The organism is Embleya sp. NPDC055664 (genome assembly GCF_053618075.1).
Genome location: NZ_JBSHGZ010000020.1, coordinates 62,525 through 88,780 on the forward strand (window position 1 = coordinate 62,525; position 26,256 = coordinate 88,780).

25 protein-coding genes are annotated in these 26,256 nt (G+C 69.7%); 5 read left to right on the plus strand and 20 right to left on the minus strand.

The genetic code is table 11. The features are described from left to right. Nucleotides 1–54 precede the first annotated feature (54 nt). From ACWGR4_RS28130 to ACWGR4_RS28190, 13 genes are all read right to left on the minus strand, one after another. Nucleotides 55–1,530 carry a hypothetical protein gene (locus ACWGR4_RS28130; protein ID WP_452134257.1) on the minus strand — a complete coding sequence of 492 codons (1,476 nt, stop codon included), beginning with the start codon at nucleotides 1,528–1,530 and terminating at the stop codon, nucleotides 55–57. 234 nt (nucleotides 1,531–1,764) lie between these two features. After that, the gene (locus tag ACWGR4_RS28135) at nucleotides 1,765–2,427 is read right to left on the minus strand and encodes a hypothetical protein (protein WP_452131109.1); all 663 of its coding nucleotides are present in this window, start codon (nucleotides 2,425–2,427) and stop codon (nucleotides 1,765–1,767) included. Between the two features lies 1 nt (nucleotide 2,428). After that, entirely contained in the window at nucleotides 2,429–3,592 is a 1,164-nt protein-coding gene (locus tag ACWGR4_RS28140; protein WP_452131110.1) for an NlpC/P60 family protein, read from the minus strand. Between the two features lie 44 nt (nucleotides 3,593–3,636). Then, nucleotides 3,637–3,816, minus strand: coding sequence for a hypothetical protein (locus ACWGR4_RS28145; protein WP_452131111.1), 180 nt, complete (start codon nucleotides 3,814–3,816; stop codon nucleotides 3,637–3,639). Nucleotides 3,817–3,838: 22 nt separating this feature from the next. Beyond that, nucleotides 3,839–4,378, minus strand: a complete 540-nt coding sequence (locus ACWGR4_RS28150) for a DUF4913 domain-containing protein (protein WP_452131112.1) — start codon at nucleotides 4,376–4,378, stop codon at nucleotides 3,839–3,841. Further along, on the minus strand, nucleotides 4,375–6,129 hold the full coding sequence (locus ACWGR4_RS28155) for a type IV secretory system conjugative DNA transfer family protein (protein WP_452131113.1): 1,755 nt from the start codon (nucleotides 6,127–6,129) through the stop codon (nucleotides 4,375–4,377). The genes ACWGR4_RS28150 and ACWGR4_RS28155 overlap by 4 nt, the downstream gene beginning before the upstream one ends. A 49-nt stretch (nucleotides 6,130–6,178) precedes the next feature. Next, nucleotides 6,179–7,066 (minus strand): hypothetical protein, encoded by an 888-nt coding sequence (locus ACWGR4_RS28160; RefSeq protein ID WP_452131114.1) that lies wholly within the window; start codon nucleotides 7,064–7,066, stop codon nucleotides 6,179–6,181. A 1-nt stretch (nucleotide 7,067) separates the two neighbouring features. Then, entirely contained in the window at nucleotides 7,068–8,648 is a 1,581-nt protein-coding gene (locus ACWGR4_RS28165; RefSeq protein ID WP_452131115.1) for an ATP/GTP-binding protein, read from the minus strand. A 52-nt stretch (nucleotides 8,649–8,700) separates the two neighbouring features. Continuing rightward, on the minus strand, nucleotides 8,701–10,200 hold the full coding sequence (locus tag ACWGR4_RS28170) for an SCO6880 family protein (protein ID WP_452131116.1): 1,500 nt from the start codon (nucleotides 10,198–10,200) through the stop codon (nucleotides 8,701–8,703). Further along, the gene (locus ACWGR4_RS28175; RefSeq protein ID WP_452131117.1) at nucleotides 10,200–11,795 is read right to left on the minus strand and encodes a hypothetical protein; all 1,596 of its coding nucleotides are present in this window, start codon (nucleotides 11,793–11,795) and stop codon (nucleotides 10,200–10,202) included. Before ACWGR4_RS28175 ends, ACWGR4_RS28170 begins: the two co-directional genes overlap by 1 nt. A gap of 115 nt (nucleotides 11,796–11,910) precedes the next feature. Further along, nucleotides 11,911–12,714, minus strand: coding sequence for a hypothetical protein (locus ACWGR4_RS28180; protein WP_452131118.1), 804 nt, complete (start codon nucleotides 12,712–12,714; stop codon nucleotides 11,911–11,913). A 57-nt stretch (nucleotides 12,715–12,771) separates the two neighbouring features. After that, a complete protein-coding gene (locus ACWGR4_RS28185) occupies nucleotides 12,772–13,101 on the minus strand; it encodes a hypothetical protein (RefSeq protein WP_452131119.1) in 330 nt (109 codons plus the stop codon). A 6-nt stretch (nucleotides 13,102–13,107) separates the two neighbouring features. Further along, the gene (locus ACWGR4_RS28190) at nucleotides 13,108–13,728 is read right to left on the minus strand and encodes a DUF6668 family protein (protein ID WP_452131120.1); all 621 of its coding nucleotides are present in this window, start codon (nucleotides 13,726–13,728) and stop codon (nucleotides 13,108–13,110) included. A gap of 453 nt (nucleotides 13,729–14,181) precedes the next feature. Here ACWGR4_RS28190 and ACWGR4_RS28195 point away from each other — a divergent pair, with 453 nt between their 5' ends. Next, nucleotides 14,182–15,471 carry a hypothetical protein gene (locus ACWGR4_RS28195; protein WP_452131121.1) on the plus strand — a complete coding sequence of 430 codons (1,290 nt, stop codon included), beginning with the start codon at nucleotides 14,182–14,184 and terminating at the stop codon, nucleotides 15,469–15,471. 229 nt (nucleotides 15,472–15,700) lie between these two features. Next, nucleotides 15,701–16,657 carry a hypothetical protein gene (locus ACWGR4_RS28200; RefSeq protein ID WP_452131122.1) on the plus strand — a complete coding sequence of 319 codons (957 nt, stop codon included), beginning with the start codon at nucleotides 15,701–15,703 and terminating at the stop codon, nucleotides 16,655–16,657. A 35-nt stretch (nucleotides 16,658–16,692) separates the two neighbouring features. Here the strand turns inward: ACWGR4_RS28200 and ACWGR4_RS28205 are convergent, their stop codons facing one another. Genes ACWGR4_RS28205 through ACWGR4_RS28220 form a run of 4 tightly spaced genes read right to left on the minus strand, consistent with a single transcriptional unit; the run spans nucleotide 16,693 to nucleotide 19,826 of the window. Beyond that, a complete protein-coding gene (locus ACWGR4_RS28205) occupies nucleotides 16,693–17,553 on the minus strand; it encodes a class I SAM-dependent methyltransferase (RefSeq protein ID WP_452131123.1) in 861 nt (286 codons plus the stop codon). A gap of 32 nt (nucleotides 17,554–17,585) precedes the next feature. Beyond that, the gene (locus ACWGR4_RS28210) at nucleotides 17,586–17,930 is read right to left on the minus strand and encodes a VOC family protein (protein WP_380012162.1); all 345 of its coding nucleotides are present in this window, start codon (nucleotides 17,928–17,930) and stop codon (nucleotides 17,586–17,588) included. Nucleotide 17,931: 1 nt separating this feature from the next. Next, the gene (locus ACWGR4_RS28215) at nucleotides 17,932–18,111 is read right to left on the minus strand and encodes a ribbon-helix-helix protein, CopG family (protein ID WP_380012165.1); all 180 of its coding nucleotides are present in this window, start codon (nucleotides 18,109–18,111) and stop codon (nucleotides 17,932–17,934) included. A 26-nt stretch (nucleotides 18,112–18,137) separates the two neighbouring features. After that, nucleotides 18,138–19,826, minus strand: coding sequence for a CocE/NonD family hydrolase (locus tag ACWGR4_RS28220; protein ID WP_452131124.1), 1,689 nt, complete (start codon nucleotides 19,824–19,826; stop codon nucleotides 18,138–18,140). 120 nt (nucleotides 19,827–19,946) lie between these two features. Between ACWGR4_RS28220 and ACWGR4_RS28225 the strand changes: the two genes are divergently transcribed. Beyond that, nucleotides 19,947–20,696 carry a TetR/AcrR family transcriptional regulator C-terminal domain-containing protein gene (locus ACWGR4_RS28225; RefSeq protein ID WP_452131125.1) on the plus strand — a complete coding sequence of 250 codons (750 nt, stop codon included), beginning with the start codon at nucleotides 19,947–19,949 and terminating at the stop codon, nucleotides 20,694–20,696. Nucleotides 20,697–20,706: 10 nt separating this feature from the next. Here the strand turns inward: ACWGR4_RS28225 and ACWGR4_RS28230 are convergent, their stop codons facing one another. Continuing rightward, complete coding sequence (locus ACWGR4_RS28230) at nucleotides 20,707–21,681, minus strand: EamA family transporter (RefSeq protein ID WP_452131126.1); 975 nt, start codon at nucleotides 21,679–21,681, stop codon at nucleotides 20,707–20,709. Nucleotides 21,682–21,787: 106 nt separating this feature from the next. On the opposite strand from ACWGR4_RS28230, the gene ACWGR4_RS28235 reads away from it, so the two are divergent. Next, nucleotides 21,788–22,684, plus strand: coding sequence for a LysR family transcriptional regulator (locus ACWGR4_RS28235; protein WP_452131127.1), 897 nt, complete (start codon nucleotides 21,788–21,790; stop codon nucleotides 22,682–22,684). Nucleotides 22,685–22,737: 53 nt separating this feature from the next. Here ACWGR4_RS28235 and ACWGR4_RS28240 read toward each other — a convergent pair whose 3' ends face one another. Continuing rightward, complete coding sequence (locus ACWGR4_RS28240; protein WP_452131128.1) at nucleotides 22,738–23,643, minus strand: LysR family transcriptional regulator; 906 nt, start codon at nucleotides 23,641–23,643, stop codon at nucleotides 22,738–22,740. Nucleotides 23,644–23,715: 72 nt separating this feature from the next. Between ACWGR4_RS28240 and ACWGR4_RS28245 the strand changes: the two genes are divergently transcribed. After that, a complete protein-coding gene (locus ACWGR4_RS28245) occupies nucleotides 23,716–24,642 on the plus strand; it encodes a 4-hydroxy-tetrahydrodipicolinate synthase family protein (RefSeq protein WP_452131129.1) in 927 nt (308 codons plus the stop codon). 10 nt (nucleotides 24,643–24,652) lie between these two features. Here ACWGR4_RS28245 and ACWGR4_RS28250 read toward each other — a convergent pair whose 3' ends face one another. Continuing rightward, entirely contained in the window at nucleotides 24,653–26,119 is a 1,467-nt protein-coding gene (locus tag ACWGR4_RS28250; RefSeq protein ID WP_452134258.1) for a serine hydrolase domain-containing protein, read from the minus strand. Between the last annotated feature and the right edge of the window lie 137 nt (nucleotides 26,120–26,256).

Genomic DNA, 26,256 nt, shown 5'->3' on the forward strand with positions numbered 1-26,256 from the left:
GAAGTGCCGGCCGGCCCCTGGCGGGACCGGCCACTGGAGCGGTGAGCGACGGACTCACTTCGCGGGCGGGGCGCTCGCGGGCGAGGCCTTGGCCGCCGGATACATCGCAATCGCGGCCGATGACGTGGTGTCCTCCTCGCGTTGGACGGAGAGCGTGAACAACCCCGTGCCCGACGCCGTGAGCAGGTCCGGGACGGCGGTTTGCGCGGGAAGCGGATCGATCCGGCGCGTGGCCAGATCCACGACCGCCGGCTCCTTGGCGGGTTCCGCCTCGTCCTCGGCGCGCGGGGCCTGTCCGTCCGCGAGCAACGAGCCGAACGCGATGCCGTCGTCACCGACCGCGCCGAGCGCGACGCCCCGGCGGTCGTGGTCGCCGGCCAGGCACGAGAGAGTGCGTGCGGACAGGTCGAGTGCCAGCGAACCCGCGACGACGTAGCGCCCGTTGGGGGCGGCGGCGAAGGACGATCGCAGCTTTTGTGGGTCGAGGTCGCCCCCGCCCGGTGCGGGGCACGGGCCGACGAACAGGAGCGCGCCCGACCCGGGATCGTGCGCGGCGTACAGGGTCGGCTTGCCGGCCTCGCCGGCCCAGGCGATCACCATCGCGCCCGGCAGGGTGCCGAGGAGCGTTCCGCGCGTGCGTCCCTCGGGACCGATCTCGGAACTGCTCCAGCCGCCGACGAGACCGAATCGGCTCAGCGGCCGAGCCGGTATCTCCGCGGTCAGTACGCCCCCGGCGACGGTGGACACGGGCACGTCCCGCACGGTGCAGCCGTCGCCGTCGGCCTCGTCGCACACGGTCGATCGACGCCGGTTCCCCGCGGGAACGGTGCTGCTCGCACCCGTCGTCGGATTCCACAGGGTGGCGGGACCCGCCTCGATGATGCCTTCCGAAGCGTCCTCCACCCGGTTGCCCTGGAAGAGCACGCCGCCGTCGCCGATCGAGACGGTGACGGCGCCGAAGTCGCCGGGGGTCTCGCGTTCGAGATGTTGGGTCGACGAAACGGCGTTGCCCGACGAGGAGACCGGGAACGTGTCCACCACGGTGAGTCGGCGCGAGCGTACGAGACCTTCGCCGGGAACCACGCCGAAGCGCACCAGGACCGCGACCTCGCCCACCGCGGTGTTCACCACCCGAAGCAGCGGAGCCCGTCCGACCTGCAACCTCTTCAAGGGGGCGGACGACCAGACCACGGTGCCCTTGTCCGCGCCGCGGGCGATCACGACGGTCCCGTTCGGCTTCCCGCCGGCGGTTGTCGTGGGGGCGGGTGCCTGGCTCGCCGAGGATTCCGGCCGGGCCGGGAACTCGTCGCTCCCGGCGAACACGTCGAGCAGGTAACCGGTCCGGGGCGCGACCGTATAGACGCGGTTGGTCTCCTCGTTGCGCCAACCCTTTTTGCCGTCGAAGGTCGGCGGCACCGACAAGGTGGCCGCGCCGACCGCCGCCGGAGCCACGGGGTTGTGTACCTCGGGTTTTGGTTGCTCACCGCCGAACGACGTGCAGCCGGTTGCCGCGCCCAGGGTCACAAGCATCGCGGCGAGCGTCGACAGCGCCCGGCGGCGTCTGCGGACACGCCGAGAGGCCAAGGTGTACTCCTGCGCTGTGCTCGATGTCCGAGATCGGCGTCTGGACGCCGTCGAATTCCCTGATGACGCTAGGCCGTCGCCAGGGGGCCGACAACCATTCCAACCCTCGACTGGGCAAGCCGATACCGTCATCGGGCGACGGCTGTGCACTGCCTCACCGGGATCGTCGGTTTCGACCGGTCAGTCGACGGCTCGTACCGATGAGACCTTCCACGGCTGTGCGGCCGAAGCGCGCTCCAGCGAGACGAAGACGGTCATGGTGGTGGCCGAACCCTTCCAGCCGTCCCGCCCGTTGGGCGTGATGGTCAGGGTGAACGCGTGGAAGGCCGTGGTCTCGGTGTCGCCCGGCTTGCCCAGGTCGTCGGCCGACGCGGTCGTCACCGTGGTGACGGACTTGTGCTCGGCCCAGGCGAGCCACACTCCGCCGGGGCCCGCCACCTGCGGACTCAGCCGCAGGCTCTCCGCGTACTTCGGGGTCAGGAACGGCGCGGCACGTTGCGCGGCGTCCCACTGCGTCGCGTCGAGTTCGGTGTCCACCGTCCACATCGTGACCACGGCGGCCTGTGCCACGGCGATCGCGCTCGTGCCGTCGACCCCGGCCGGTGCCGGCAGCGACGCGGAGGGCGTGCCGGTACGACCCACGAGCGCCGGCAACGGAGAGGTGGAGACGGAGGGTTGCGGGTAGGTCGCGGGCGCGCTCGCCGTCCCGCCGGGTCCTCGGGTGGGAGCCGAGGGCCGCCCCGAGGAGTGGGCGTCCTCCCGGTCCCCGCCTCCACCGAGGCCGCATCCGGCGAGCGTGGCGGCCAGCGTCAGCGTCGTCAGCAACGCGGCGGGTCCGCGCATCTCAGGCCTGCGCCGTGGTGGCGACGGAATAGCGCTGGACCGTCCAGGTGTCGGACCTGGAGAATTGGGAGAAGGGGTCCTCCCTGATGATGGTGCCGGTTTTGTACGCATTGATCGTCGTCGAGTTCCCGACGTACAGGGCGGTGTGGTGGGTGGCAGAGGTGCCGACACCGCCGCCCGAACTGGTGAAGAAGATGACGTCCCCCGGTTGCATCTTGGCTTCCTCGGACTTGCTCGGAGGGCCGACCGAGGAGAGGATCCGCTGCCCCACGCCGGACTGGGGACCCGTGGTACGCGGCAGCTTCAACGCCCCGCCGGACGCCTGGTAGAAGACGAATCGCACGAAGCCGGAGCAGTCGAATCCCACGATCCCGGCGCCCTGCGCGAATCCCTCGCTGGGGCCGGTGAAGGTGCCGCCTCCCCAGGAATACGGATACTTGCCGATCGTCTGCCTCGCGACATTGACGGCGCGTCCCGCGAGCGTCTTGTTGTCGCCCGTGTACACGGCGTTCTTCACCTGCGGCGCCGAGTACTTGCTCATGATGTTCTTGATCCCGGGGACGTATCCCTGGGTCTCGTTCCACGGCGGAATTCCCCGGTAGTAACAGACGGCACCGGGGCCCGCGTTGTAGGACGCGAGCATCAGATCGAACACATCGCCGCGCGTTTCACCGGCCTTCGGCCCCGCGTTGGTGTAGACCCTGCCGTGCATGGTCATCGTGCACGTCTTGTACTGCCCCGCCTGGATCTTCCGGACCTCGCCCGCGAGATAGCAGTCGTAGCGCTCCTGAGCCATGATGTTGGCCCGGGGATCCGTCTGGGGATAGCCGCCACCCCAGGTCGCCCACGTCGAGGGGATGAACTGGCTCAGCCCGACGGCGCCCGCCGGACTCACGATGTTCGGCCGCCAACTGCTTTCCTGATCGATCTGCGCGGCGACGACCGTGGGAGTCACCTCGGGGCACACGTTTCCGGTCTGCGCGACGAACGATCTGAACGCGGCCGGAACGGCGTTGACGTTGAAGGCCATGTTCAGGAAACCCTTGGCCATGTTGAGCGGGTTCGTGACGGCGGCGATGAGAGTCGCCATCAGGACGACGAAGGCCACGAAGCTCCCCGAGAAAAGGCCCAGGATCAGCCCGGTCTTCCTCTTCTTCTTGCTCATCGCCCTTTCCCCGCCCCTTGTGTGTTGTTCGACGAACGGCCCGGCTATTTCCCGGTCGCGATTCCCTTGGTCAACTTGGCGGCCGTGGACAGGCCCGGGACGTAGTCACCGAGGCGCAACGCCGAACCCACCACGTCCATCGTCTGCTCCGCCCTGCCCATCGTTTCGCCGATGACGTTGTAGACGGATTTCAGGATGTCTTCGACGCCGGTCTCGTCGGCCATGACGGCCCTCCTCTCTCGTGGCTCAGAAGCCGATGTTCTTGTTCAGGACCTTGTCCTTGGGATATCCGGTCCGCAGTTCCCGCGGCTCCTCGTGCTCGTCGCGACGCTGCATGTCCTCGAAGAGCGATTCCTCGACCCGGAATCCGGGGTGGTCGAGCAATCCGGGCGGAACGGGCGTCAGGGGCAGGGCCGGCAACGGGCTGCTGCTGTGGCCGTCCCTGGGATCGCACACGGCGAACGGCCCGATGTCGGGATCCATGAGCACACGAAGGTGCGGGTCGGCATGGTGGGTCCACCAGATCGAGCTGCCCAACGCCGCGTCCCGGCGCAGGTATTCGAAGGCCCGCCACAGGCTCGTCAGTCGGGCGACGGCCTCCGGATGAGCCCACCAACTGGGGCACCACACGGCCAGCGACCGGTTGAGCCGGCGTCGGAGCAGCGGCGCCAGATACTCGGTGACGAACACCTCCACCGAGGAGAAGAACATCTTCTCGGGCTGCGCCGCCGCCTCGTTCGCGTCGTCTCGGCCCACGGGCGGTTCGGATTCGCCGGGATCGTTCATGAAACCTTCTTGAGGGCCACGGGCGAGTTCTGGGCACCCGGATCGAATTCGGCTATCGACGCGCGAATCTCGTCGGCGTATGGGGTCTCCCACCACGGGACCGTGCGGATCAACGCCGGTTTCGCTCCGCTGAACTGCACGAAGGCGCGACCGCGAGGCATGGACGCCAGGTCGGGCACATCGAGTACGGGCTCGGTGCGGGAGCCCTTGGTGACGTTGCTTTCGAAGAAATCGGTCGACTTGCGGGAGTAACTCCTGGTGCCCGGCTCGAAGATGCCGGAGGCGGCCGAGAGGTCGCCGAGGAACTTGGTGTCCAGGACGCCGCCCCCGTAGACGCGCACGTTGGCCGCGCCCCATAGTTTCGCCATTCCGACGTCGCCCCACGCCGCGGCGCCCTGTGCCCAGGACTGGAGCATGGTCATCATCACGATGCCGCGCGAACCGAAGTGCGAGTACTTGTCCGGCAACGCCTTCCACGGGCAGACGTTCGCGGCCTCGTCGAGCACGAAGAGCATCGGGATCGGCAACCGGCCGCCCGGACAGTCGCGTCCGGTGTTCTCGGCCTCCTCGGCGATGGCCGCGGTGAAGGCCATCACCAGCGGAGCGGCCATCTTGTTCGTCTCTTCCGAGAGCATGTAGAGCGTGTCCCCGCCGCGCACGAACGCCTTGTAGTCGAACGCCGGCCGGTTGGGGTTGTCGCCCGGCTCGATCCACGCGGTCACCGTCGGTGCGACGAGGAAGGACATGATCTGGGCCGCCGTGCCATAGACACCGGCCCGCTGGCGATCCGGCGCGGTGATCACCGAATCCACCGCGTCCGCCGAGGCGGGGTGTCCGCCGTCGCGCAGGATGCGTTCGGGAGTGTCGTCGGTGGGGCGGGTGAGCCAGGTGAACACCTGGGTGATGGTCTTGCCGCTGATCGACGCCGCGAGCAGCAGGTGCGCGATCAGGTCCTCCGCCGCGGGCTCGAAGTAGGCGTCGCTGCGTGCGTGTCCGGGTCGGTTGATGCCCGAGAAGCGGCTCGCCATCTTGACCGCGAGCGTGATGCTGCCTCCCACGTAGGACAGCGGATCCCAGTACCACGTGGGTTTGGCGCCGGCCTGGTTCTGCGGGTCGAACACCCAGACCTTGCCGCGCCGGGCCCGCGAAGCCCGGGTCGCGTCGACGATGTCGCGCTTGTTCGAGGTGACGACCACCGCACCGGGCGCCGCGACGATGTTGGGAATCGCCCGCGACGTGGTCTTTCCGGTACGCGGCCCCCAGATGTCCACGTGCATGTCCTCCCACGAACCCCAGACATCGAGGCCCTGGCGCACGGTCTTGCCGATGTACAGGCCGGGCACCTCGGCCTGGGACACGCCGAACTGGTCCGCCTTGCGCCGCACACCCTTGGTCGTGGACGCGCCGAGTTCGCGCGGGGTGGCCAGGTAGGGAATGGCCCGATCGATGACGAGCAGGCCACGGCGATAGACCACCACGAGATAGGTCGCGCCGGCGGTCACGGCGGCCATGAGCAGGCACAGGACGACGGTGATCACGGTGGCACCGGTGCCCGGCCAGGTGTACTTGTCCAGCACCAGGCCCAGCAGGATGATCGGCGGGGGCGGCGGCGCGAGGTCGGTCTCGGCCCTGGTGAGCGTGGCGCCCACCCACATCGCCCCGGTGACCGCCATGAGCACGCCCATGACGGCGAGGATCATGTACATGTCGCTGTAGGGATTGGGGCCGCGCTTGTTATTGGTGGCGCTCACGTCACGAGGCTCCTCTCGATGATCGGCGATGCCCGCCGTGGGGGAAACGTCATGCGATGATCACGAATTGAACGATCGAGGAGGCGCTGCCGACGATCAGGGTTCCGACGAATACGTAGATGGTTCCGTGGGCCATCTCCGTGCCGGAGCGGCGGGCGCCGACGAATTGGAAGAGCAGCCAGAAAGAGCTGAAGAAGCAGCCCACCAGACAGGCCCAACTGACCCACCCCGCACCCTCCATCAGCGGTCCCGAGACCTCGGGGGGAGCCGAGTAGTCGGAGGCGTCGTAGGCGTTCTTGTCACCTCGGCCCGGGGGTTTGTAGCCGTCCGTGAACCAGGGATTGTCCTGCAGGCAATACGACTGTTTCTCGACCTCGAGGATCGGCTTGCCGGTGGCCGGGTTCTTCCACAGGCACGGATGAGTGTTGAGATCCTGGTACTTGGACTGTCTGATGTCGGCGCAACCCGCCCGGTTGTCCTTCGGGATCGCGTCGCACGGATTCTCCTCGATCCGTCCGGGATCGGGGTGCCCGTTCTTCTTGTGTTTGCCCTCCAGGAGCCAGTGGTCCAGAAAACTGGCGTCTCCCGCCTTGCACCACGGAGGCTTGAGGTTGTGCAGGGCGTTGAAGGGATCGCCGTCCGGAATGTTTTGATAGTGGACGTCGCTACTGCTCCCGTTGCAGCCGTCGGCGTCATTGGACATGTCGAAGGCGATCTGCCCCGGGCAATAGATGCGGAACAAGACCCCCTGGAGATCCTTGGGGACCTGTAGGCAGATCGTCGGACTGCCGGGGGTGTTCGGATAGTCGGTGGCCCGGGCGGGCGGACCGCTCCACACGAGCACCGAGGCCACCGCGAGGAGGACCAGGACCAACCGGCCCACGACCGCGCCGAGCCTCGCCCCGGCATCGGGGCCACGCAGCTTTCGACCGGCCATGTCACGTGGTCCATTTGCGGTTGGTGTCGTTGATCCGCAACTCGGAGGGTGTGAGCTCGACCTGGACCGGGATTCCGGGCCGGCCGCCCACCTTGATCATGAATTTCCCTCGCCCGGGAGGGGCCGAGTCGGTTCCCAGCTCGCTGTCCCAGGAGGGAGGGGTGGACCAGTCGGTGATGATCTGCTGCTCCGACTCGGTCATGCTCACGACCTCGGTCAACTGCGGCATCTCCGCGGCCGGCAGCCCACCGCAGATCACCATGCCGGCGCGCTCGACGAAGCCCTTGGCCTTCATCCGGTCCTCTTCGGCGGGCAGCGCCAACAGGTCGGACATGGTGTGCGTGATCATCGCCATGCCGACACCGCGCTGGCGGTTGAGGCGGGTCAGCGCGTCGACCCGGTCCACCAGACCCCGTCCGGCGCGCAGCACACGCCACAGTTCGTCGAGGATGACGAAGTAGTGCCGCTGCGGCTCCAGTCCGGCGTCGGCCAGGGCCTGAGCCACCGAGATCGCGCCGAAGCCGTAGCTCCAGCAGGCGAGCAGGGCGGCGGCCTGGAGTTGACCTTCGGAGTCGTCGATGCTGCTGACGTCGAAGCAGACCGGACGGTCGTGGTGCATGGCCTCGGTGGTGGGGTGCGCAAACAACTCGCCCAGCCGGCCGCCGCCGAGGAGACCGACCAGCGACGCCTCCAGGTCCTCGGTGATGTCCCGATAGCGGGCGATGTCGCCGCGGTCGAGTGCCACCGCGCGGACGGCCTCGGGTGCGTCCTGCAACAGCCGCACGAGATCCTTCATCACCGGTATGCCGTCGTGGCGGTCGTTGAGGACCGTCAACGCGGTGTTGAGGATGCTCTCCTCACGGTCGGTCGGCGGTCGTCCGCGCAACACGGTGACCAGGGACGCCACAGCGTTCAACCGCCGGCCGTGCGCCTCCGCAAGCAGCGCCTGCCGGGCCTTGAGCGGCAGACGCGCGGCGGCGTCGGTCACTTCCCCGGGGTCGAGCACGTTGAGATAGCCGCGTCCGCGTCCCAGCGAGATGACCTGTCCGTCCAGGGCCTGGATCAGGTCCACGTAGTCCGGCTTGAGATCGCCGAACACGACCGGATTGACGCCGTACCCGGCCAGCCCCAGGGCTTGTCGACGCACGATCGTGGACTTGCCGAGACCGGGCTTGCCCAGCACGAACTCACTGGGGTTGAGCAGGAGGTTGGCTCGGGTGAACCAACTGATCGGGTCACAACACACCGTCGCGCCACCGGCCAGGGACCGGCCCAGGGGCACCCCGACACCGGGCGTGCCCGAACCGGCCCCGAACGGCCACAGACCGCAGACCTGCACGGTCGTACCCCGCCATTCCGGCGGGGTCTCGACATACCCGGGCGTGCCCTGTCCCCAGCCGCGGTAGCCGCGCGGTCCGGGGCGGCGGATCATCGGCCGCGGCTCCGCGTCGGCGCTCGTGTTCGCCTGCTTTTTCGGCTTCCGCCCCCAGCGCCCCCGGGGTTCGGCGGGCGCCGACGACGACGGAGCCGACACCGACTGGTCGAAGGTGGGGCCACCACCGAGCGAGGTGTCACTCGTCAACGGGCTCAACTCCCTTGGTTCTCGAACTGCGTGTGCCGGGGACCGGGCCTGCTCACATCGCTTCGCGCAGGGTCTGCGGAATCTTGAGGTGATTGGGCAGGACCAGACCCAGGGGGAGCGCGGCCGCGAACGCGGACGCCTGGGAGCCGTAGACCCGGCGGACCAGAATCCGGGACGAGGCGGTGAGGTTGTCCACCGCGGACGCCGCGAGCTGGATGTCCGCGGCCTCGTTGACGGTCGCGGTGATCAGCATCGCGAACCGGACCAGGCCCGCACCGGTCGCCTCCTCGCGAGCGGCCTGTTCGGCCGCCTGCACCGCGATCGAGTCACGGGCGTTGCCGAGCTTGGACTGCTTGGCCTTGAACATGGCGTCCTTGCGGTCGCGTTCGACCAACCGGGCCGAGGTCGCGGGGTCGTGCGGCCGATACAACAGCGTCACACGCTTGCGCATGATGTCCGGATGCGGTGACACCAGGCGGGTCAGGACACTGGAGTACACCTCGCCACGAGGCGCCTCCGACATCGCCCAGGTGACCGAGAAGGCGCTGTCGTGCCGGTAGTGGCCCCAGCTTTCCTCGGTGGCCGTCGGACCGGCGTCGTCCCAGCGCAGATCGCTCTTCGGGTCGGAACGAGCCTGGTCGATGAACGTGGCGACGCTCGGGTCGTAGGCGACCCGGACGAGTTCGGTCAGCTCCCGACCGGTCATCGGCCGGGCCGGGCCGGCCCCGGTCATCTGCAGGCTGCTGCACAGGCCGGGCAGGCGCATGCCCAGGTCGACCGCCATGTCCTCGGCGGAGCGCTTGGCGCGGGCGCCGCGCGCGGCCCCGGAGTAGGTCAGTGCGACGCGGGTCGACATCTGCGCCGATCCCGTTCCATAGGCCTCACGGACCTCTTCCAACACCTGCTTGGCGAGCGAGGGCGCACCGTCGCTCATGTTGAACTCGATTTCCTTGCGCAGCCGTTCGCCCGTGTCCGGGGCCGCCTCGATGGTGACCGAGGCCGCGACCAGGCCGGGCTCATGGCCGATCTGCGACAACCAGTGGCCCCAGTACGCGACCCAGATGTCCACCTGCTCGGGGTCCACGAGGGAGGCGCCGTCGGCACTGCACGTGAGCACGACGGTGTGGTGGTTGGTCGCGGGGATCGTGACGATCGCGAACGGCCGGCCGTAGGCGTCGTGCGCGTCGTAGAGCTTGGATCCGGCGGCCAGCCCGGGAAGCTTGCAGGTACCGAGAAGGATCCGGCCGAGCGGCCCCGAGCGGTACAGGTGGGCTCCCTGCGTCTTGCCGGCGCTCCAGGAGACCCGGGCCACGGCCCACTGGAGGCCGTTGCGCCCGTGTTTGTCCCGCAAGACCATCGGCACCAGCGACAGGGCGATGAGCACGCCCACGATGATCGCGCCGACGAAGGAGACCATCATGACGAGGATGACCAGCAGCAGACCGGCGATGCCGGCCGCGGTCCCGATGAAGCCCAGGCGACCGAGGCCGGGGGAGATCGGCCGTTGCCAGTTCCCGTAGGTACGGACGTCCTGGTTGGTGATGTTGCTCATCAGTTGCCCCCTTGGGATCGGTGCCGCACCAGGTTCGATGCCGCTCCGACGCTTCTCGCGCCCACCGTGAGGACGGCACCGGCCGCGCCGATGTTGGCCGCGTTGGAGCCGGCCGCCGGGCCGGTCATGGCGAAGACGACCCGGACGGTCGCCGGACCGACCAGCGTGACGAGGGCGAGTACGAACAGGCCCCGGAATTGATCGTTGTAGTCCAGCGCCTCATAGCCCGGCGGTGCCCAGAGTCGGGCGCCGGCGACGAAGATGATCACGGAGGCGGGCTTGACGAAGATGAAGGCCACCAGGTACGAGATGTGCCGCCGGAACAGGTTCAGGCCGGCCGCTGTCGAGGTGGCCGCCGCGGTCAGCGGCAGGGTCCCGGTCAGCACGATCACGAAGAACAATCGGGCCGTCATGTAGAAGTACTGGACCATGTTGGACGCGATGATGATCAACGCGGCCAGGAGGAAGAGCACGAACGAGTCGAAGCCCTCCAGGCTTTGGGCGAACCGGTCCGCGGCTCCCTGAAGCGCCTTCTGCGAGGTGGTCGTGCCGTCGGCCTCCGGACTGAGTCCGCGCACGATGATCCAGTCCGTGAACGCCTGGCAGGCTCTGACCGCCACGTTCACCAGGAAGATCGCACTGCCGGTGACCATGACGAGGGTGAGCGTGCCCTTGATGACGTCCTTCACCGAACTCACGTCGCGGGTGTACGCGAGCTTGAATCCGGCGAAGATGACGCACGCGAGCGCCAGGAAGTACGTGAACGGATTCGTGTGTCGAGTCAGGAAGTCGGTGGTGTTCCGGCTGCACGGAACCGGTTTCGTGCGGTCGGTCTGCTTCTCGCTGGTCGGGTCGCAGTCGGTGTGATCGTCGCTGATCAGCGGATCCGGCGCGGTCACCCACCACAGGAGGGTCAACCGGACGGCGACCTTGCTCTGCTCACGAATGAACGTGATGGGCTTGGAGAGGAAGTTGTCGTCCTCGGTCTTGCGTTGCGAGTTCTGGGTGACGACGTTCGCGTCGGGACAGGTCGACACCTTGGACCCCGCGTCGCAGGTCGGAAGGTCACCCGCCGCGGGCTTGGCGTACTCGCGCCAGACATCGTGTTCCTGGATGCACAGCGCCCGAGACTTCTCCGGCGCGCGCGAGCACGGATGCTTCTTCGCCGTCAGATCCGCGCGGACGTCGACGCAGACGACATTGTGTTTTTCGCCGCCGCCGCCCCAACTGCCGTCCATGATGGCGCACGGACTCAGTGCCTTCTCCGCGCCCTCCAACATGAACGACTCGTTCTGCTCCCGAGTCAAGGTGCTGGGTACGTTCTGGGGCCCGGCCGCGGCCAAGGCCTTGCCGGTCAGGTTGAGCTTGTCGGAGCGCCACTTCGACAACGCGAAGTCCATGGTGTTGCGATCGCCACCCAGGAGCTGGAAGACGCTCCATTGGCCGTGCTCGTCCTCGGGCTTGGTCTTGTCGTCGCTCGGACAGTAGAACGACCAGGCGGACCCCGCCGCGTTCTCCGGGAACCACACACACGTCTTGTCGTACTTATCCACCGCGCTGCTGGGATGCTCGCTCTGCAGAGCGAAGAAGGACATGAGCAGACCGGCCACGATGGCCACGCGGACCGCGAGGAACCGACCGCGTCGTGTTTTGTGGGCAGCGCGTGGGGAGTTGCCCCGCGCGCGCCGTCGTATGTGCCGAATCACGTGGCTACGAGCCCCCCCAGGGAACGAATCCCTCAAGTGAGATCAGATCCCGGCCGGTGGGCGAATCGCCGCCGTCGGGCTGAAGCTCCAGCTTCCAGTCGCCGTCCTTCCAGACGACCGTGTGCACGAACGCCTGAAGTGATCCGTCGGGACGGCGACGGGCGATTTCCACGGACGCGGACAGGGAGCTGTAATTGACGAACTTGAATCCCGCGATCTGCGACATGCTGCCGGGTTCGGGCATACGGGGGCTGCCGTAGACCAGTTCCTTCTCGATCCGGGGAAGCGAGTAGGCGTCCGCCCCCGGTCCCGGCAGCACCTGTTGGGTGACCACGGTGAGCCAGTTCTCGGCCAATGCGTAGCGGGTGCTGATCTGTGCGATGGCCACCAGGGCGCCGGTGGGCGTCTGGGCATAACAATGCGCCACGTCGCCCTGGGTGATCATCGGCCCCGCGATCGACGACGCGGGGACGGAGACGGTACGAAACGACTGCCAGGTGATATTGGCCGGCGCCTGCACCGGACGCGAAACCTCGGCGGCCGGAATGAACGGGCAACCCTTCGGTGCGGGCGTGCCGCCTTCCCGCACCGGTCCGAGGGTCACCGGGGCGACTCCGGGCACGGCGGGGGGCTGCGATGCGGTTGCCCGAGGCTTTCCATCGTTTCCCGCGACGGCGAGATAGACGGCACTGAGGATGACGAACAGAATGACAAGCGCGGATGCGATGAAGCCGGGCTGGGCGAAGCGACTTCCCTCATCGTCGTCGTATCCACTCGATGCCGACTTTTCCTTTCTCAACCAGGCCATGCGCTTTACTCCGGATCGGGCCGCGAATCACTGTGCGAAGGTCTTCGATTCCGTGGCTCAGGTGATGTAGTTGAAGATGGTGGCCAGACTTCCGGAGACGATCACCGTGAGCATTGCCATGCCGAGCCCGACGAAGGACGCCTGTCCGCCGTCCTTGTGCGCCTTCCAAATCATGCCGGTGCACACCAGGGCGACCAGGAACGAGAAAGCGAGAATGCCGTACGAGACCAGGCCCGCGACCTTGGCGATGCCGTCCGTGAGCTTGCCGGGGGGCGAATAGTTCTTCGGCGTCGGCATGTTCTTGCCCGGCGGGTCCGGCGGTGGGGTCTTGTCCATCACCCAGACGTGCAGATCATGAACCGAATTCAGCAGGGTGGATTTCACCACGTGGCCTCATTTTCTCGCAACGACGTGACTTAAATCGCCGGCCAACCTGGCCAGTGATTTCGGGAGTTGGGCGACCGGAGGGGTCTCGCCGAATCTCCAGGGTTCTATCCACGGGATGGCCCAGGTGCGGGGAAAGGCCCCCGCGACGAGCTTCACCAGGTCACGCAATGGCTTCGGCAGTGTGCCGGGTGCGTCGGCGACCGCCACGAGTCCCAGCAACCGCACCTGCGGCACCGCCCCCGAAGCCCACTGGCGGGCGGCGGTCTGGGCCGCGCGCAGACCCGGGACATTGGTCCGCGCGACGAGGAGGACCGACGCGAAGGTGCCGTCCACGGGGACCGGCCAGTGCCGATGCGCGTCGCGACCGGCGGGGAAGGTGGCGTCGAGCATGCCGACGCCCGCGCCGCCGTGACAGCCCAGCCACCACCACGGCGCCTGCTCGTTCGGGTGCAGGTGCCGGATCGGCAAACCGCCGTCCTGCGGGGGGAGCACCGCTCCGGGATGGGGTCGGGTCGGCATCATCGTCGCCGGCGGCGGGGAGGGCCGCGGGTCGTCGATCTCGGGCGTTTCGGTGCCGGCGGCGACGGTGGCGGTAATCCACGGATTGGTTACCGTCGGTTTGCTCATCGCACCTCCAGCCTCGAACTCTTCGGATCGGCTTGCCGTCGAATGCCGATCCCACACGACTCGAACGTGCCTGCCGTCCCGGACGGCCGCACGCAGATGTACGCCACTGCACCTTGGATGGGTGATATCTCCGGCGGGTCGGTTTTTCGCCCCTGTCCGCATCCGAGGACCGGCTCGGTCGGGCCGAATTCTCTCGGCAAGAGTACAAGAGCGCGAGCGGAGGCTGATTCGATTTCTCGGTTACAGATTGCACTGGCAAAGCGAGGAATCGGCGAATTCGAGTTTCGATGTGCACAGTGAATCTCCACGACTGCGGGAAAATGGGATAAGGCCGGTTCCGGCTGCGCAACCCCAAAATCGTCCGAAAACGGGCAAAAAGGCATCTTGCACTCATCCGGGTTCCTGCTTGCGAATGGCTTGTTGGCGACCGCGATTGGATCTACATTCCCGGGCATGAGACCGAGAGCACTCACGGCCTGTTCGGCCGCCGTCGCGCTCGCGGTGGCGCCGGCGATCGCGCCGGAAGGTTCACGACTGGGACCGACGGCGCACGGCGCCGGGCACAGCACACTGCGTGGCTACGAACCGACCGGGATCGCGGTCGCCGGTGGACCGGATCCGGCCCGCGCCGCGGCCCTGGCTCCCGGAAACTACCTGGACGAGTTGACGGACAAGGAGGTCGGGTACTACTCCGTGGACGTGCCCGCCGGCTACACCGCCTATGTCTCGGGCACCACCGTCAGCAAGGTCAAGGGCATCGAGGCCCTGGACGTGAAGCAACTGGGCGAGCGCGGCAACAGCTTCTGCAAGACGGACACCGGGCTCGATCAAAACCTGGCCAAGGTCGTCACGGCATCCGTACGGTGGACGGCGTCCGGCGAGGGCGGCAACGGCTGCGCGCGACCCGGGCGCCAGGTCTTCTCGGTGACCCGCCGCGGAACCGGACCCCCGGTGCCGCTCGAACTCCAGGTCATGCTCGAACCCCAGGTCCTGGACCAGGGCCCGCCCGAGGGGAACATCGCGCAGTACACCGAACCCGGCGGCCCCGATCGACCCGTGGGCGGCGGTGGTTCGTTCGCTTCGGCGGCGATCCTGCCCGGCTCCGGCCACTACACCGACACCGTCACCCCGGGCGAATGGGTCTTCTACCGGGTCCGTCTCGACTGGGGCCAGAGCCTCTCCTTCCAGACCCGGGTCGGCGGCGGGAGGAAGATCGTCGGAGTGCAGACCCACTTCTACAATCCGGTCCGCGAGCAGTTGGCCCAGGATGCGTCGGGTGTCCAAGACACCGAGCACATCTTCAGCAAGGGAGTCGCCCCCTTCGCCACCCGTCCGGTGCGCTTCCTCAATCGCAGCGACCGGCAACAAGAGGTCGCCGACATGCTCCCCGGCTGGTACTACATCGCCGTGGCCGCCCAGGGCGAAGGGGAGTCGCGGTCGTTGGCGGTCGACGTGTCGGTGGCCGGCACCAAGGAATCCGGGCCGGCGTACGCGCAAAGCGCGCAGCCCCTCGATTCCGCGCGCGAGCCGAAGCCGCCGGCGAGCGGGACACCGTCCACGAAGAGCCCGGCCTCGAAGAGCCCGAGTGGCCCCGAACGCGACCTTGGGCACTCGTCCGCGCAAAACGACGAATCCGGGGCCTTCGGCGGCCCGCTGCTCTGGGCGGGACTGCCCGCCGCGCTCCTGCTCGGGGCCGGCCTGACGGTGCTGTTCCTGCGCCGACGGGGGGCGCGCCGAACCTGAACCCCGGGACGCGGATGTCGTCGGTCGCAACCACCGCCCCGACGCCGGGTGTTCCCGGTCGCGCCGTCGCACGGGCGGGGTCCGGGAGCGCCGGCACGTGTGTTCCCGTGCCCCGGGGGTGGACGTTCCTCGATTCCCGCCCGCTCCTCCTGACCGAGGGTCGGGATGACGCATAGGATCCTTGCCCATGTCAGCTTGGGGTCGTTTCACGTCGCCGCGATCGGCGCCGGTGCCTGTGTTCGTGTCGGACGCCGCGCTCGACGACGCCGAGGTCCGCGCGGTCGCGCAGGGCCTTGCGCGCAACGGCGATTTCACGCCGGCCGCCGCGTTATTGGAGCGGGTGGGGCGGGACTGGGCACGGCGGGTGGTCGCCGTGACCGCGTTGGGCGAGGCGGCCGCGCTGCACCCCGAATGGGTGTGGAAGTGGCGCGCGGAGCGCCCCGAATCGGCGGACCCGCTGGTGGTGATGGCCGCTGCCATGGTGCGGGCGGCCTGGAACGCGCGCGCCGCGAAGCAGGCGAGCCTCACCGGCGGGCGGCAATTCGCCGACTTCCGGGAGTTGTTGGCCGACGCCGACCGCGCCTGTCTGCTCGCGACCGAGGCCGCCGGCGAGGATCCCACCCCGTGGGTCTCGTGGTTGTGGGTCTGCCGCGGACTCGGCGTCGCGCGCGATGTGTTCGACACCCGATGGGCGGCGTTGCGCGAGCGCGATCCACACCACCGCGCCGGGCACGACGCGGCATTGCAGTACCTGTGCGAGAAATGGTGCGGATCGCACGACGAGATGTACACGTTCGCCCGCGCGGCCGCGGCCGCGGCGCCCGACGGTTCGCCCCTGGTGATCCTCGTGGTGGAGGCGCACATCGAGTACGCGCTGCACACGCACGGCAGCGGGGACGCCGCCGCGGACGACACGGCCTTCTGGCTCGCCGAGTCCCGGCAGCGCGACCTGGACACCGCGCTGGACCGCTACCCGGTCGACGGCTCGCCGCGCCCGCCGAGCGCGCTGTCCGATCACAGCGCGCTCGGCTACGCGTTGGCCAAGTCGCAGCGCTGGTCCGAACTCGCGATGCGGTTCGACGCCACCGACCACCACGGTTTCCATCTCCCGTGGAGCTACGGCGGCGGCCGAACCTTCTTCGAGCGTTCGCACACCGAGGCCACCCGAGGCTGCCCGCGCCGCTGAGCGGACCGTCCGCATTCGCGAACGCGGGCGCCCGGTCAGGTGGTCGCCACGAGCAATTCTTCGCCGCTGGAGGTCCGCAGTCCGTCCGGGCGGTGCGCGAAGTAGCGCTCGTTGAGCTCGGCCGCCGACACGTGTCGGGCGGTGGCGAAACCGACCTCGCGGGCCGACTCCGGGAGTTCCTCCGGTGGGTAGAAGCTGACGAACGGCGTCCCGGCAGCTTTTGCCCCCTCGATCGCGATCCGGAACGCGGCGCGATGTTCGTCGGAGTCGAGGAGCTCCGGCGGCAATTGGAACGTCATGGCCAGCGTGGAGCCGGGGGCCAGCGTCGCGAGTCGGCGCAGCGTGTCGGCGTTGGCCTGCTTGGTCAGGTACAGGGCGACGCCCGTCGAGGCCACCACGGTCGGCCGGGTCGGATCGAATCCGGCGGCGGTCAACTCGTCCCACCACGAGGCGCCCGACTCGAAGTCGACCGGCACCAGGTGCAGTCGGTCCGGGACGCCGTAGCCGAGTTCGTCCAGTCGCCGGCGCTTCCACGCCTGGGGACCGGGTTGGTCGACCTCGAACACCCGCAGCCGGGCCGCGACTTCCGGTCGGCGCTGGACGAAGGTGTCCAATCCGGCGCCGAGGACGAGATATTGCTCTGCTCCGCGCTCGACCTGTTCGATCACCAGGTCGTCGATGAAGCGGGCCCGGGCCACGATCGCGGCCCGGAACCAGCGGGTCAGGTCCGGATCCATGTCCGGCCGGTTGCGCCAGTCCGGGTCGGGATCGGCGATGCGCAGGCCGATGTCGTCCTCGAAGACGTGCGGCGCCGGATCCAGGCGCAGGTGCAGGGCCCGCCACAGGGCCACCCGCAACGCCGTGTCGTCCGGCGTCGCGATGCGTTCGTCGGCCATGGGTCACTCCGTTCGGTCGACGTCGGGGGTGTTCACTGTCGGGCCGGCGCCGACAGGGTCCACTCCCGCCCGTCGGGGTCGCGGACGGTCATCTCCCTGGTCCCGTAATGGGTGTCCTCGAACGGGGTGACCACCTCGACCCCGTCGGCGGGCCGGAACGTGTCCTCGTCGGGCACCCGCAGGACCAGCCGCATCCCGGGCTCGCGGGTCTCGGGCACCTCGGCGATGAATACGAACGGCCCGTCGCCGTTGCGCAGTCGGCCGGAGTTGTGCCCGGTCGAGAACTCCAACTCGTAGCCCAGTCCCTGGAAGAACTTGGCGGCCTTGCCCCAGTTGTGCGTCTCCAGGAACACGGCCTCGATGCCCTCGGTCGTCATGTCAGCTCTCCTTTTCGGACGATGGCTCTCGTTCACCCGGGGTGTCGTCGAGGTAGGCGCGCAACGCGGCGGCGACCAGCGCCGACAGCGACAGCTCCGACTCGATGGCACGGTGTTTGACCTGCTTGATCAGTGAGATCGGCAGATACACGTTGAACTGCTTCACATCCTCGTCACCCACGAGAGAAATGCTAGCACGCTAGCAATCTATCCGTCGGCTCGGCTTCGGGTCGGTACGACGGGCAGGACGAGGGCCGATCCCGGATGGAATTCCACACTCGTGGGCACGATCTCCCGTGCGGTGTGGGCGGGTTCCCCCGATCCGGTGTTGCGGGCGAAGCGCGGGTGGGCGCCGCCGCTCAGCTGGAGGCGGATGCGATGGCCCGGCCCGAAGCGGTACGCGGTGGCGCTCATCGCGACGGTGACCCGCGCCGGGGCGGAGCCGTTCGGGGTCAGCCGGAGGATGCCGTCGCACACGTTCGTGGACCGCCCGCGTTCGTCCACGTCGCACAGGCGGGCGAAGACGTCGATGTGGTCGGTGCCGGTGGCCGCGTACAGGTCCGCCGACACCGGACCGCAGACCTCCAGCGGTTCGGTCAACGGCGGTGTGGTGAACGTCAGCACATCGTCGCGGGCCTCCAACGCGGTGTTGTCCCGGGGTCCGGCCTTGGGCGAGAGGGTCGCGCCGCCGACGGAGGGCGTCGGGTCGGCGGGGTCGTAGCGCAGCACCGCGGGCGCCGTGGCCGCGGCGGCCTCGCGACTCAGCGTGCCGTCGGCCGCGATGTACCGGCGCTGCGCCGCCGCCTCGGCCGGCGGCCAGGCCGGCAGGTCGCGCCACTCGTCGGCGCCGCCGACGTGTATCCGCACCGGGGCCTCGCGCAGCGCCGACCGATCGCCGTCCAGATGCGCCCGCAGCCAGGCCAGGCTGTCCCCGAAGACCGACGGCCACCCCTGTTGCAACATCGAGGTGTGCGTCCACGGCCCGACGAGCAGCCCCGTCTCGCACCCGGCCCGCCGCAGTCGGCGGTGCTGCTCCAGGTTCTGCTCGAACATGACGTCGTGCCGGCCGGCGATCAGCAGCGTCGGTACGGACAGCCTCTCGGCGGCGCGGCCCGCGTCCGCGCCGGTCCAGTGCGGGTCGGCGGGGTCGGGGTGGGCGAGCGCGTCCTCCAGGAACGGCACCCGCTCGCCGAGCCCGAGGGCGCAGGCGTCCGGCAGGGGGAGTGTGCGGGCGACTCGGCGCTGTGTGCGGTGCAGCCGGAGGGCGGCCTTGGCGAAGTGCCGGTTGCCCCGGTGCTGGTGCACGAAGCCCGCGGTGCTCGCGAGCGCGTTCTCCAGGTGGAAGACGCCGCCGGCGTAAAAGTACGCGTGCGGATCATGCAGACCGGCGTGGATCACCATCGCACGCAGCTCCGGCGGCGGGTCCAGCGCCGTCGCCCACTGCGTGTAGCCGAGGTGGCTCGGCCCGATCGTGCCCAACACGCCTGTGAACCAAGGCTGTTCACGCAGCCACGCGACGGTCGCCGACCCGTCGGCGGCCTCGTTGTGCCACAGCGCGAAGGTGCCGTCGGATCCGCCGGTGCCTCGGCAGCTCTGCAGGACCACGTGGAATCCGTGCTCGGCGAAGGCGAGACCGTACATCGGCGCCCACGGGAACCCGCGCCCGTACGCCGAGCGCAGCAGCAGGGTGGGGAAGTCGCCGGGAGTGGCCGGGAAGTAGTGGTCGGCCACCAGCACACCGCCGTCGGCGGCGGGGATGCGCAGGCCCCCCTCGTACCGGACCCGGTGTGGGGCGGCGGGCATGCCGCGCATCGTGCGCCGCATCGCCCGCACCAGGCGTGGGGGCTTTCGCGGTGGGCGGTCGGAGGACGTCGGGTGGGCGGTGGTGCTCGTCATGGTGCTCTCGCCTTCCGCACGGGCCGGCCCGTGGTCGGGGATCCTATTTCCCGTACTAAGTACGAGAATAACGCATGCTTGGATGGACACCCCTGGCACCCACCTGCGAAAGGAGCCGTCGTGGCCGGTCCGGAGGCCGATCGCAGCGGCGGCGTGGACCCCGAGGCGTTGTGGCTGGAGCGGCCGCAACCGCGTCGGGGCCGCCCGCCGGCGCACAGCCGCGCCGAGGTCACCGCCGCGGCCGTCGCGATCGCCGACGCCGACGGCCTCGCCGCGGTGACCATGCGCGGCGTCGCGGCGCGCGTCGGCGTCGGGGTGATGTCGCTGTACTCCTACGTGCCCAACAAGGAGACCCTGCTGGAGCTGATGATCGACCGGGTGGCCGGCGACCAGCCCACCCCGCCCGCGCCGACGGGGGCCTGGATCGCGGATCTGCGCGTCATGGCGCATGCCCAACGCGATCTGATGCTTCGTCATCCATGGTTGCCGGCGGCCCTGCAGGAGCAGCAGACGCTCGGCCCCAACACGCTCGCCTTCACGGAACACGCGCTCGCCGTGCTCGAACCGGCCGGGTTCGACGGGCAGGGCGCGCTCGAAGTGTTCAGCCTGGTGACGGGGTTCGTGGCGAGCCACGTCGGCTACGAGGTCGCCCGGGATCGTGCCGCGGTGCGCGCCGGGCGGACCACTCGCGAACTGGCCGAGGCCCAGGGCCGCTACCTGCGCGCGGTCGTCACGAGCCCGGACCATCCGCGCCTGGCCCGGATCCTGGCGGAACCGGCCCGGTCCGCCGATCCGGACGCGACGTTCGACCGACTCCTGGGACACCTCCTGGACGGACTGGCCGCGACGCGCGCCGCGCGCGAGGGGTAGCGGGCCGCCGCTATCCGGCCACGCGCGCCTGCGGGTCGGGAAGCGGGTCGGGAAGCGGGTCGCTCGGGCGGGCGGGTTCCGGAGCGGCGGTTCGGGCGCCGGTGCGGGTGGCGCCGATGCCGGCGAGAACCACGAAGATCACGCCGGCCGCCGGGACCGCACCGGGTATCTGGTCGAGGACCACCAGGCCCATCAGGAGCGCGATCGCCGGTTCCAGGCTCATCAGCGTGCCGAACGCGGAAGTGGTCAGCCGACGCAGCGCGAGGAATTCGAGGCTGAACGGCAGTACGGCGCTGAGCGCGGCCAACCCCAGCATGATCAGCACCAGGTGCCAGGTCACCCGACCCAGGTCGGTCGGTGCGGCGGCGAGGAGGGCGACGAGTCCGGCCACGGGCATCGAGACGGCCAGTCCGCTCAGGCCGGTGACCCGGTCGCCGACGTGTTGGGTCAGCAGGATGTACGCCGCCCAGCAGGCCGCGGCGGCCAGCGCGAAGGCCAGGCCGAGCGGATCGATGCCGGCGTGCCAGGGTTCGGTGAGCAGCACGACGCCGACTCCGGCCAGGGCGGTCCAGCGCCGCCGCCCGCCGCCCGCGCCGTACAGGGACACGGCCAGCGGGCCGAGGAATTCCAGCGCGCTCGCGGTGCCGAGCGGCAGGCGCGCGACGGCGAGCATGAAGAACACCATCAGGCACCCGCTCACCACGCCGAGCATGGTGCACGCCCACAGGTCCCGACCGCCGAAGTCGCGCCTCCGCGGCCGGACCAGGACCAGCAGCAGCACCCCGGCCCACGCGAGTCGCAGGGCGACCGTGCCGAGCGCGCCGAGGTCGTCGATCAGCGGCACGGAAAGGGCCAGTCCGAGCTGCACGGTGGACATCGCGGCGACGGCCATCAACGCCCCGGTTGCGGTGTCGGGCAGCCGCGGCCGACCGCCGGCGGGACGCCCGATCTCGGGGGGTCGGGTGCGGGGATCCGGAATGCTCATGTGACAAGTAGAGGGCTCGCTCATCGTTCGTGTCCACGTGCCGATCCAAAAGATATCGTTCACGAATCGTGGACGATTCGCGGCGGAGAACCCGGGAGAACAACGTATGGAGACCCGACGCCTACAGGTGCTCGTGGAACTGGCCCGACTCGGGTCGATGCGCGCGGTCGCGGACGTATCGAACACGACCACCTCGACCGTCTCGCAGCAGATCGCGGCGTTGTCCCGGGACATGGGCGCCGCGCTGATCGAGCCGCAGGGGCGCCGGGTCCGGCTCACCCCGGCCGGGCGCCGACTGGCCGAGCACGCGGTGACCATCCTCGCCGCCGTCGAGGCGGCGCACCACGACCTGTCACCCGGCGCAGAGCCCAACGGCACACTGCGGATCGCCGGGTACGCCACCGCGATCCGGGCCCATCTGCTGCCGGTGGTCGCGGAGTTGGCGGTGAGTCATCCGCGCGTGCGCGTGCTCATCCGTGAGCACGAACCGGCCGAGGCGCTGGCATTGCTGGCCGAGGATGCCACCGACCTGGCACTGGCCTACGACTACAACCTGGCGCCGGCCGCCGAGGACCCGACGGTGCGTGCCACGCCGCTGTGGACCGCGCGCTGGGGGCTGGGCGTCCCCGCCGACGCCGACCCGCGCGAGGGCACGACGCTCGATGTCTTCGACCGCTTCGACACCCACGACTGGATCGTCAACTCCCGCAACACCGCCGACGAGACGGTGATCCGTACGCTCGCCTCGATGGTGGGCTTCACCCCTCGGGTGACGCACCAGGCCGACAGCCTCGACCTGGTCCAGGGCATGATCGCGGCCGGCCTCGGCGTGGGCCTGCTGCCCCTGGACACGACCGTGGCCCCCGGCGTACGACTGATCCCCCTCACCGCCCCGACCGTCGAGATGCGCGCCCGAGCGGTGGCCCGCCAAGGCCGCCTGAACTGGCCCCCGCTGGCCCTGATGACAACCCTGCTACGCCGACGCGCCGGCTTCCGGGACTGACCGGGGCGATCACCGCCGCGACATGCCGGCCCGGCGCGGGCTCACGGTGGTGATCATGTGGGGGTCGGTTCGGTGGGGATTGAGGATTGCAGGGCCCTTGTGATGGCTTGGATTGCCGGGTGGTGGGTGGCGCCTTCTCGGTGGGCGATTTTGGTGCGGCGGTGGAGGGGGAGGCGGGTGAGGGATACGGCGGGGGTGGGGGTGGGGATGCCCAGGTGGGGGACGACGGCTACGCCCTGGGCGGCGGCGACCAGGGACAGCACTGTGGTGAAGTCGTCGACCTGGTGGCGGACATGCGGGGTGAAGCCGGCGGCCTGGCAGGCGCGGATGGTCATGGCGTGGCACAACGTGCCCGGAGTGGCGGTGATCCAGGGGGAGTTCCGGCAGCCGGGGAGCACCGCGTCGGTGGGGGTGCCCGCGGGCGGTGGGAATCGGCCGGCCAGGTACATCGGTTCCGTGCACAACGGGCTTGTGGCGATGCCCGGTTCGGCGACCGTCGGGACGAAGTCGTATTCGTGGATCAGCGCGACGTCCAGGTCGCCCGCGCGCAACGCGTCCGCGACCCGGGCCGGGTCGATCTCCACCACCATCGGCTCCAGGCCCGGATGGCGGTCCACGAGCGAGGTCAGGGCCGGGAGGATCATCGCCCGGGTCGCGGTCGGGAAGGCGCCGATCCGCAGGGGGCCGGCCAGGCCGCGGCGGGTGTCGGCCAGCTCCGCCGCAGCCTGCTCCAGGCGGGCCAGCACGGCCTCGGCGTGGCCGACCAGGGTATGCCCGGCCGGGGTGAGGGTGACCCGTCGCCCGGTGCGTTCGAGGAGCGGGACGCCCGCCTCGCGTTCGAGGGTGGCGAGTTGCTGGGACACCGCCGAGGGGGTGAACGCGAGGGCTTCGGCGACGGCGGCGATCGTGCCGCGCAGGGACAGTTCGCGCAGCAGGCGCAGGCGGCGGACGTCGAGCATCGGCTCAGCTTACGCTCAGCTTCACGAATGTGAACTGGACCTGCATAATCGATGCGGGTCACCCTCGTGTTCATGACTCGGCAAACGCATCAGACCCCGCAGGCTCGGCAACGGCATACACCCCTGACCGGAATCCTCGTCCCGCTCGTCACCCCCTTCGCCGCCGACGGCCGCGTCGCGGTGGACGCGCTCGCGGACCTGGCCCACTCCGTCCTGGACGCGGGCGCGACCGGCCTCGTCGCCCTGGGCACCACCGCGGAGGCCGCCACGCTCGACCCCGACGAGCGCACCACCGTGATCGACGTCTGCGCCCGCGTCTGCGCGGAGCGCGACGCGGTCCTGGTGATCGGCGCCGGCGGCAACGACACCCGGGCCAGTGACCGCGCGCTGGCCGACCTCGCGCACCGGCCGGGGGCCGCGGCGGCGCTGGTGCCGGTGCCGTACTTCAGCCGCCCCTCGCAGGCCGGCGTACTGGCGCACTTCACCCACCTGGCGAAGGCCGCTCCGCTGCCACTGATCGTGTATCACGTCCCGTACCGCACCGGCCGACCCCTCGACGCCGCCACGCTGCGCGCGCTGGGCCGGCTTCCCGGCGTGATCGGGGTCAAGCTCGCGCAGGGCGGCATCGACGGCGAGACGATGGACCTGCTCGGCGACCTCCCGGCCGACTTCGCGGTCCTGGTCGGCGACGACCCGTTCCTGTCGCCCCTGCTCGCGCTCGGCGCGTCCGGTGGCGTACTCGCCTCGGCGCACGTGGCCACGGGCCGCTTTGTCGAACTGACCGCCGCCTGGCGGCGCGGCGACCTCGACCGGGCCCGGCCGCTCGGGCACGCCCTGGCCCGACTGGCGGCCGCGCTCTTCCGCGAACCGAACCCCACCGTGATCAAGGGCGTGCTGCACGCCCAGGGCCGTATCCCGACCCCGAACGTGCGCCTGCCACTGCTGCCGGCCGGCCCCGAGGCGGTGGACGAGGCCCAAAAGGTCCTCGCCGACCTTTAGCCGGCCGCGGCTACTCGGCCCCGGCGTCCGGGATGCGGCGCATCGCCCGGCCCACGTGCAGGAATTCGGCCCGCTCGCCCTCGCCGAGGAAGAGGAACTGCTGGTGCCGTCCGCCCGCCGCCTCGGTGCTGATCAGCATGCGCTCGTTCGACGGCACCACCCGCATGGTCATCGTGTCGTTGCCCAACAGCGCGCCCAGCCGGCCGAGCAGTTGCGTGGTGACGACCAGCCCGTCCTCGGTTTCGGCGATGTCGAACCGCTGCGCGGGCGACGCGTAACTGCCGACCAGGTAGCTCGTGTCGACGGCCGGCGGCTCGGCGGGCGGGACCGCCGGGGCGGGCGGGCGCACGTCGGCGAGGGTTTCGAGGAGTTCGCAGATCAGGTCGTACACGCCGTACAGGGCACCGCCGTTGGTCAACAGGGCGATCGAGACGTCACGTTCCGGCACCACGCGCAACATCGCGCCCTGGCCGATCGTGCCGCCGTCGTGGCCGATGACCTCGCCGCCGGACCAGTCGTAGAGGATCCAGCCGAGGCCCCACAGCCGCGCGCCGAACGCGCCGTCGCCGCCGATCTCGATCTGCGGCTCGCGCATCGCCCGCGCCGACTCCTCGGACAACAGACGCTTTCCGTCGGGGAGTTGCCCGAGCCGGATGTGCGCGGCGGCGAATTCGAGCAGGTCCGTCGCGGTCATGGCGAGCGCCGAGCCGGAGGGCGCGCCGTTGCGGTCGGTGTGGTGCACCGGCGCCTTGACGTTGGTGCCGTCGGGACCGCCGATGTGTCCGATCGCGGTGCGCAGCAGGATCGACTCGGTCGCGTTGTTGGCCACATGCGTCAGACCGAGCGGGGCGACGATGCGATCGCGCAGCGCCTGCTCCCAGGTCACTCCCGTGCACACCTCGACGATGCGGCCGAGCAGGTCGAATCCGGCGTTGGAGTACGAGAACGTCTCGCCGGGCGGGAACAGTTGCTCGCCGACCGTGGCCAGACTGGCCACCAGGCGGGCGAGGGAGTCGTCGCCGTTGCCGTGGTCGTCGAACAGTTCGCCCTCGAAACCCGCGGTGTGGCACAGGAGGTGACGGGTCGTCATCCGTGCGGCGGCGTCCTCGTCGACGAGTCGCAGGTCGGGGATGTAGGTACGGACCGGGACGTCGAGGTCGATCAGGCCCTCGTCGACCAGTTGCATCACCAGGGTCGTGGTCCACACCTTGGTGATCGAGCCGATCTGGAAGACCGAGTCGGTGGTCGCCGGGTACTCCGTCTCGACGTCGAGCACGCCCACCGCGGTGGCGACGGTACGATCGCCGACCCGGACCGCGAGGCTCGCCCCGGGGATCCCCGACTTCTCGACCAGCTCCGCGAGGCGCGTCCGCAGGTCTTCGGCGGTCGGCAGGGGCGCGGTCGAACCCGCTGCGGCCGCGTGGTCCGAGCGGTCGGAAGCCGGCGTGGCGGCATCGGGCGGGGTGGGTCGTCCCATGGGTCGGGCACCTCCTCGAAGGGCGGCGGTCTGCCGCGGGGAGCGCTCACGCTAGGCAGCGTGCACAGCGGTCGAATCGTCCGGGAGGACAAAGAACCCCATCCGAACCTGTTCGAATCGCCGACGCCCGTCCGGGC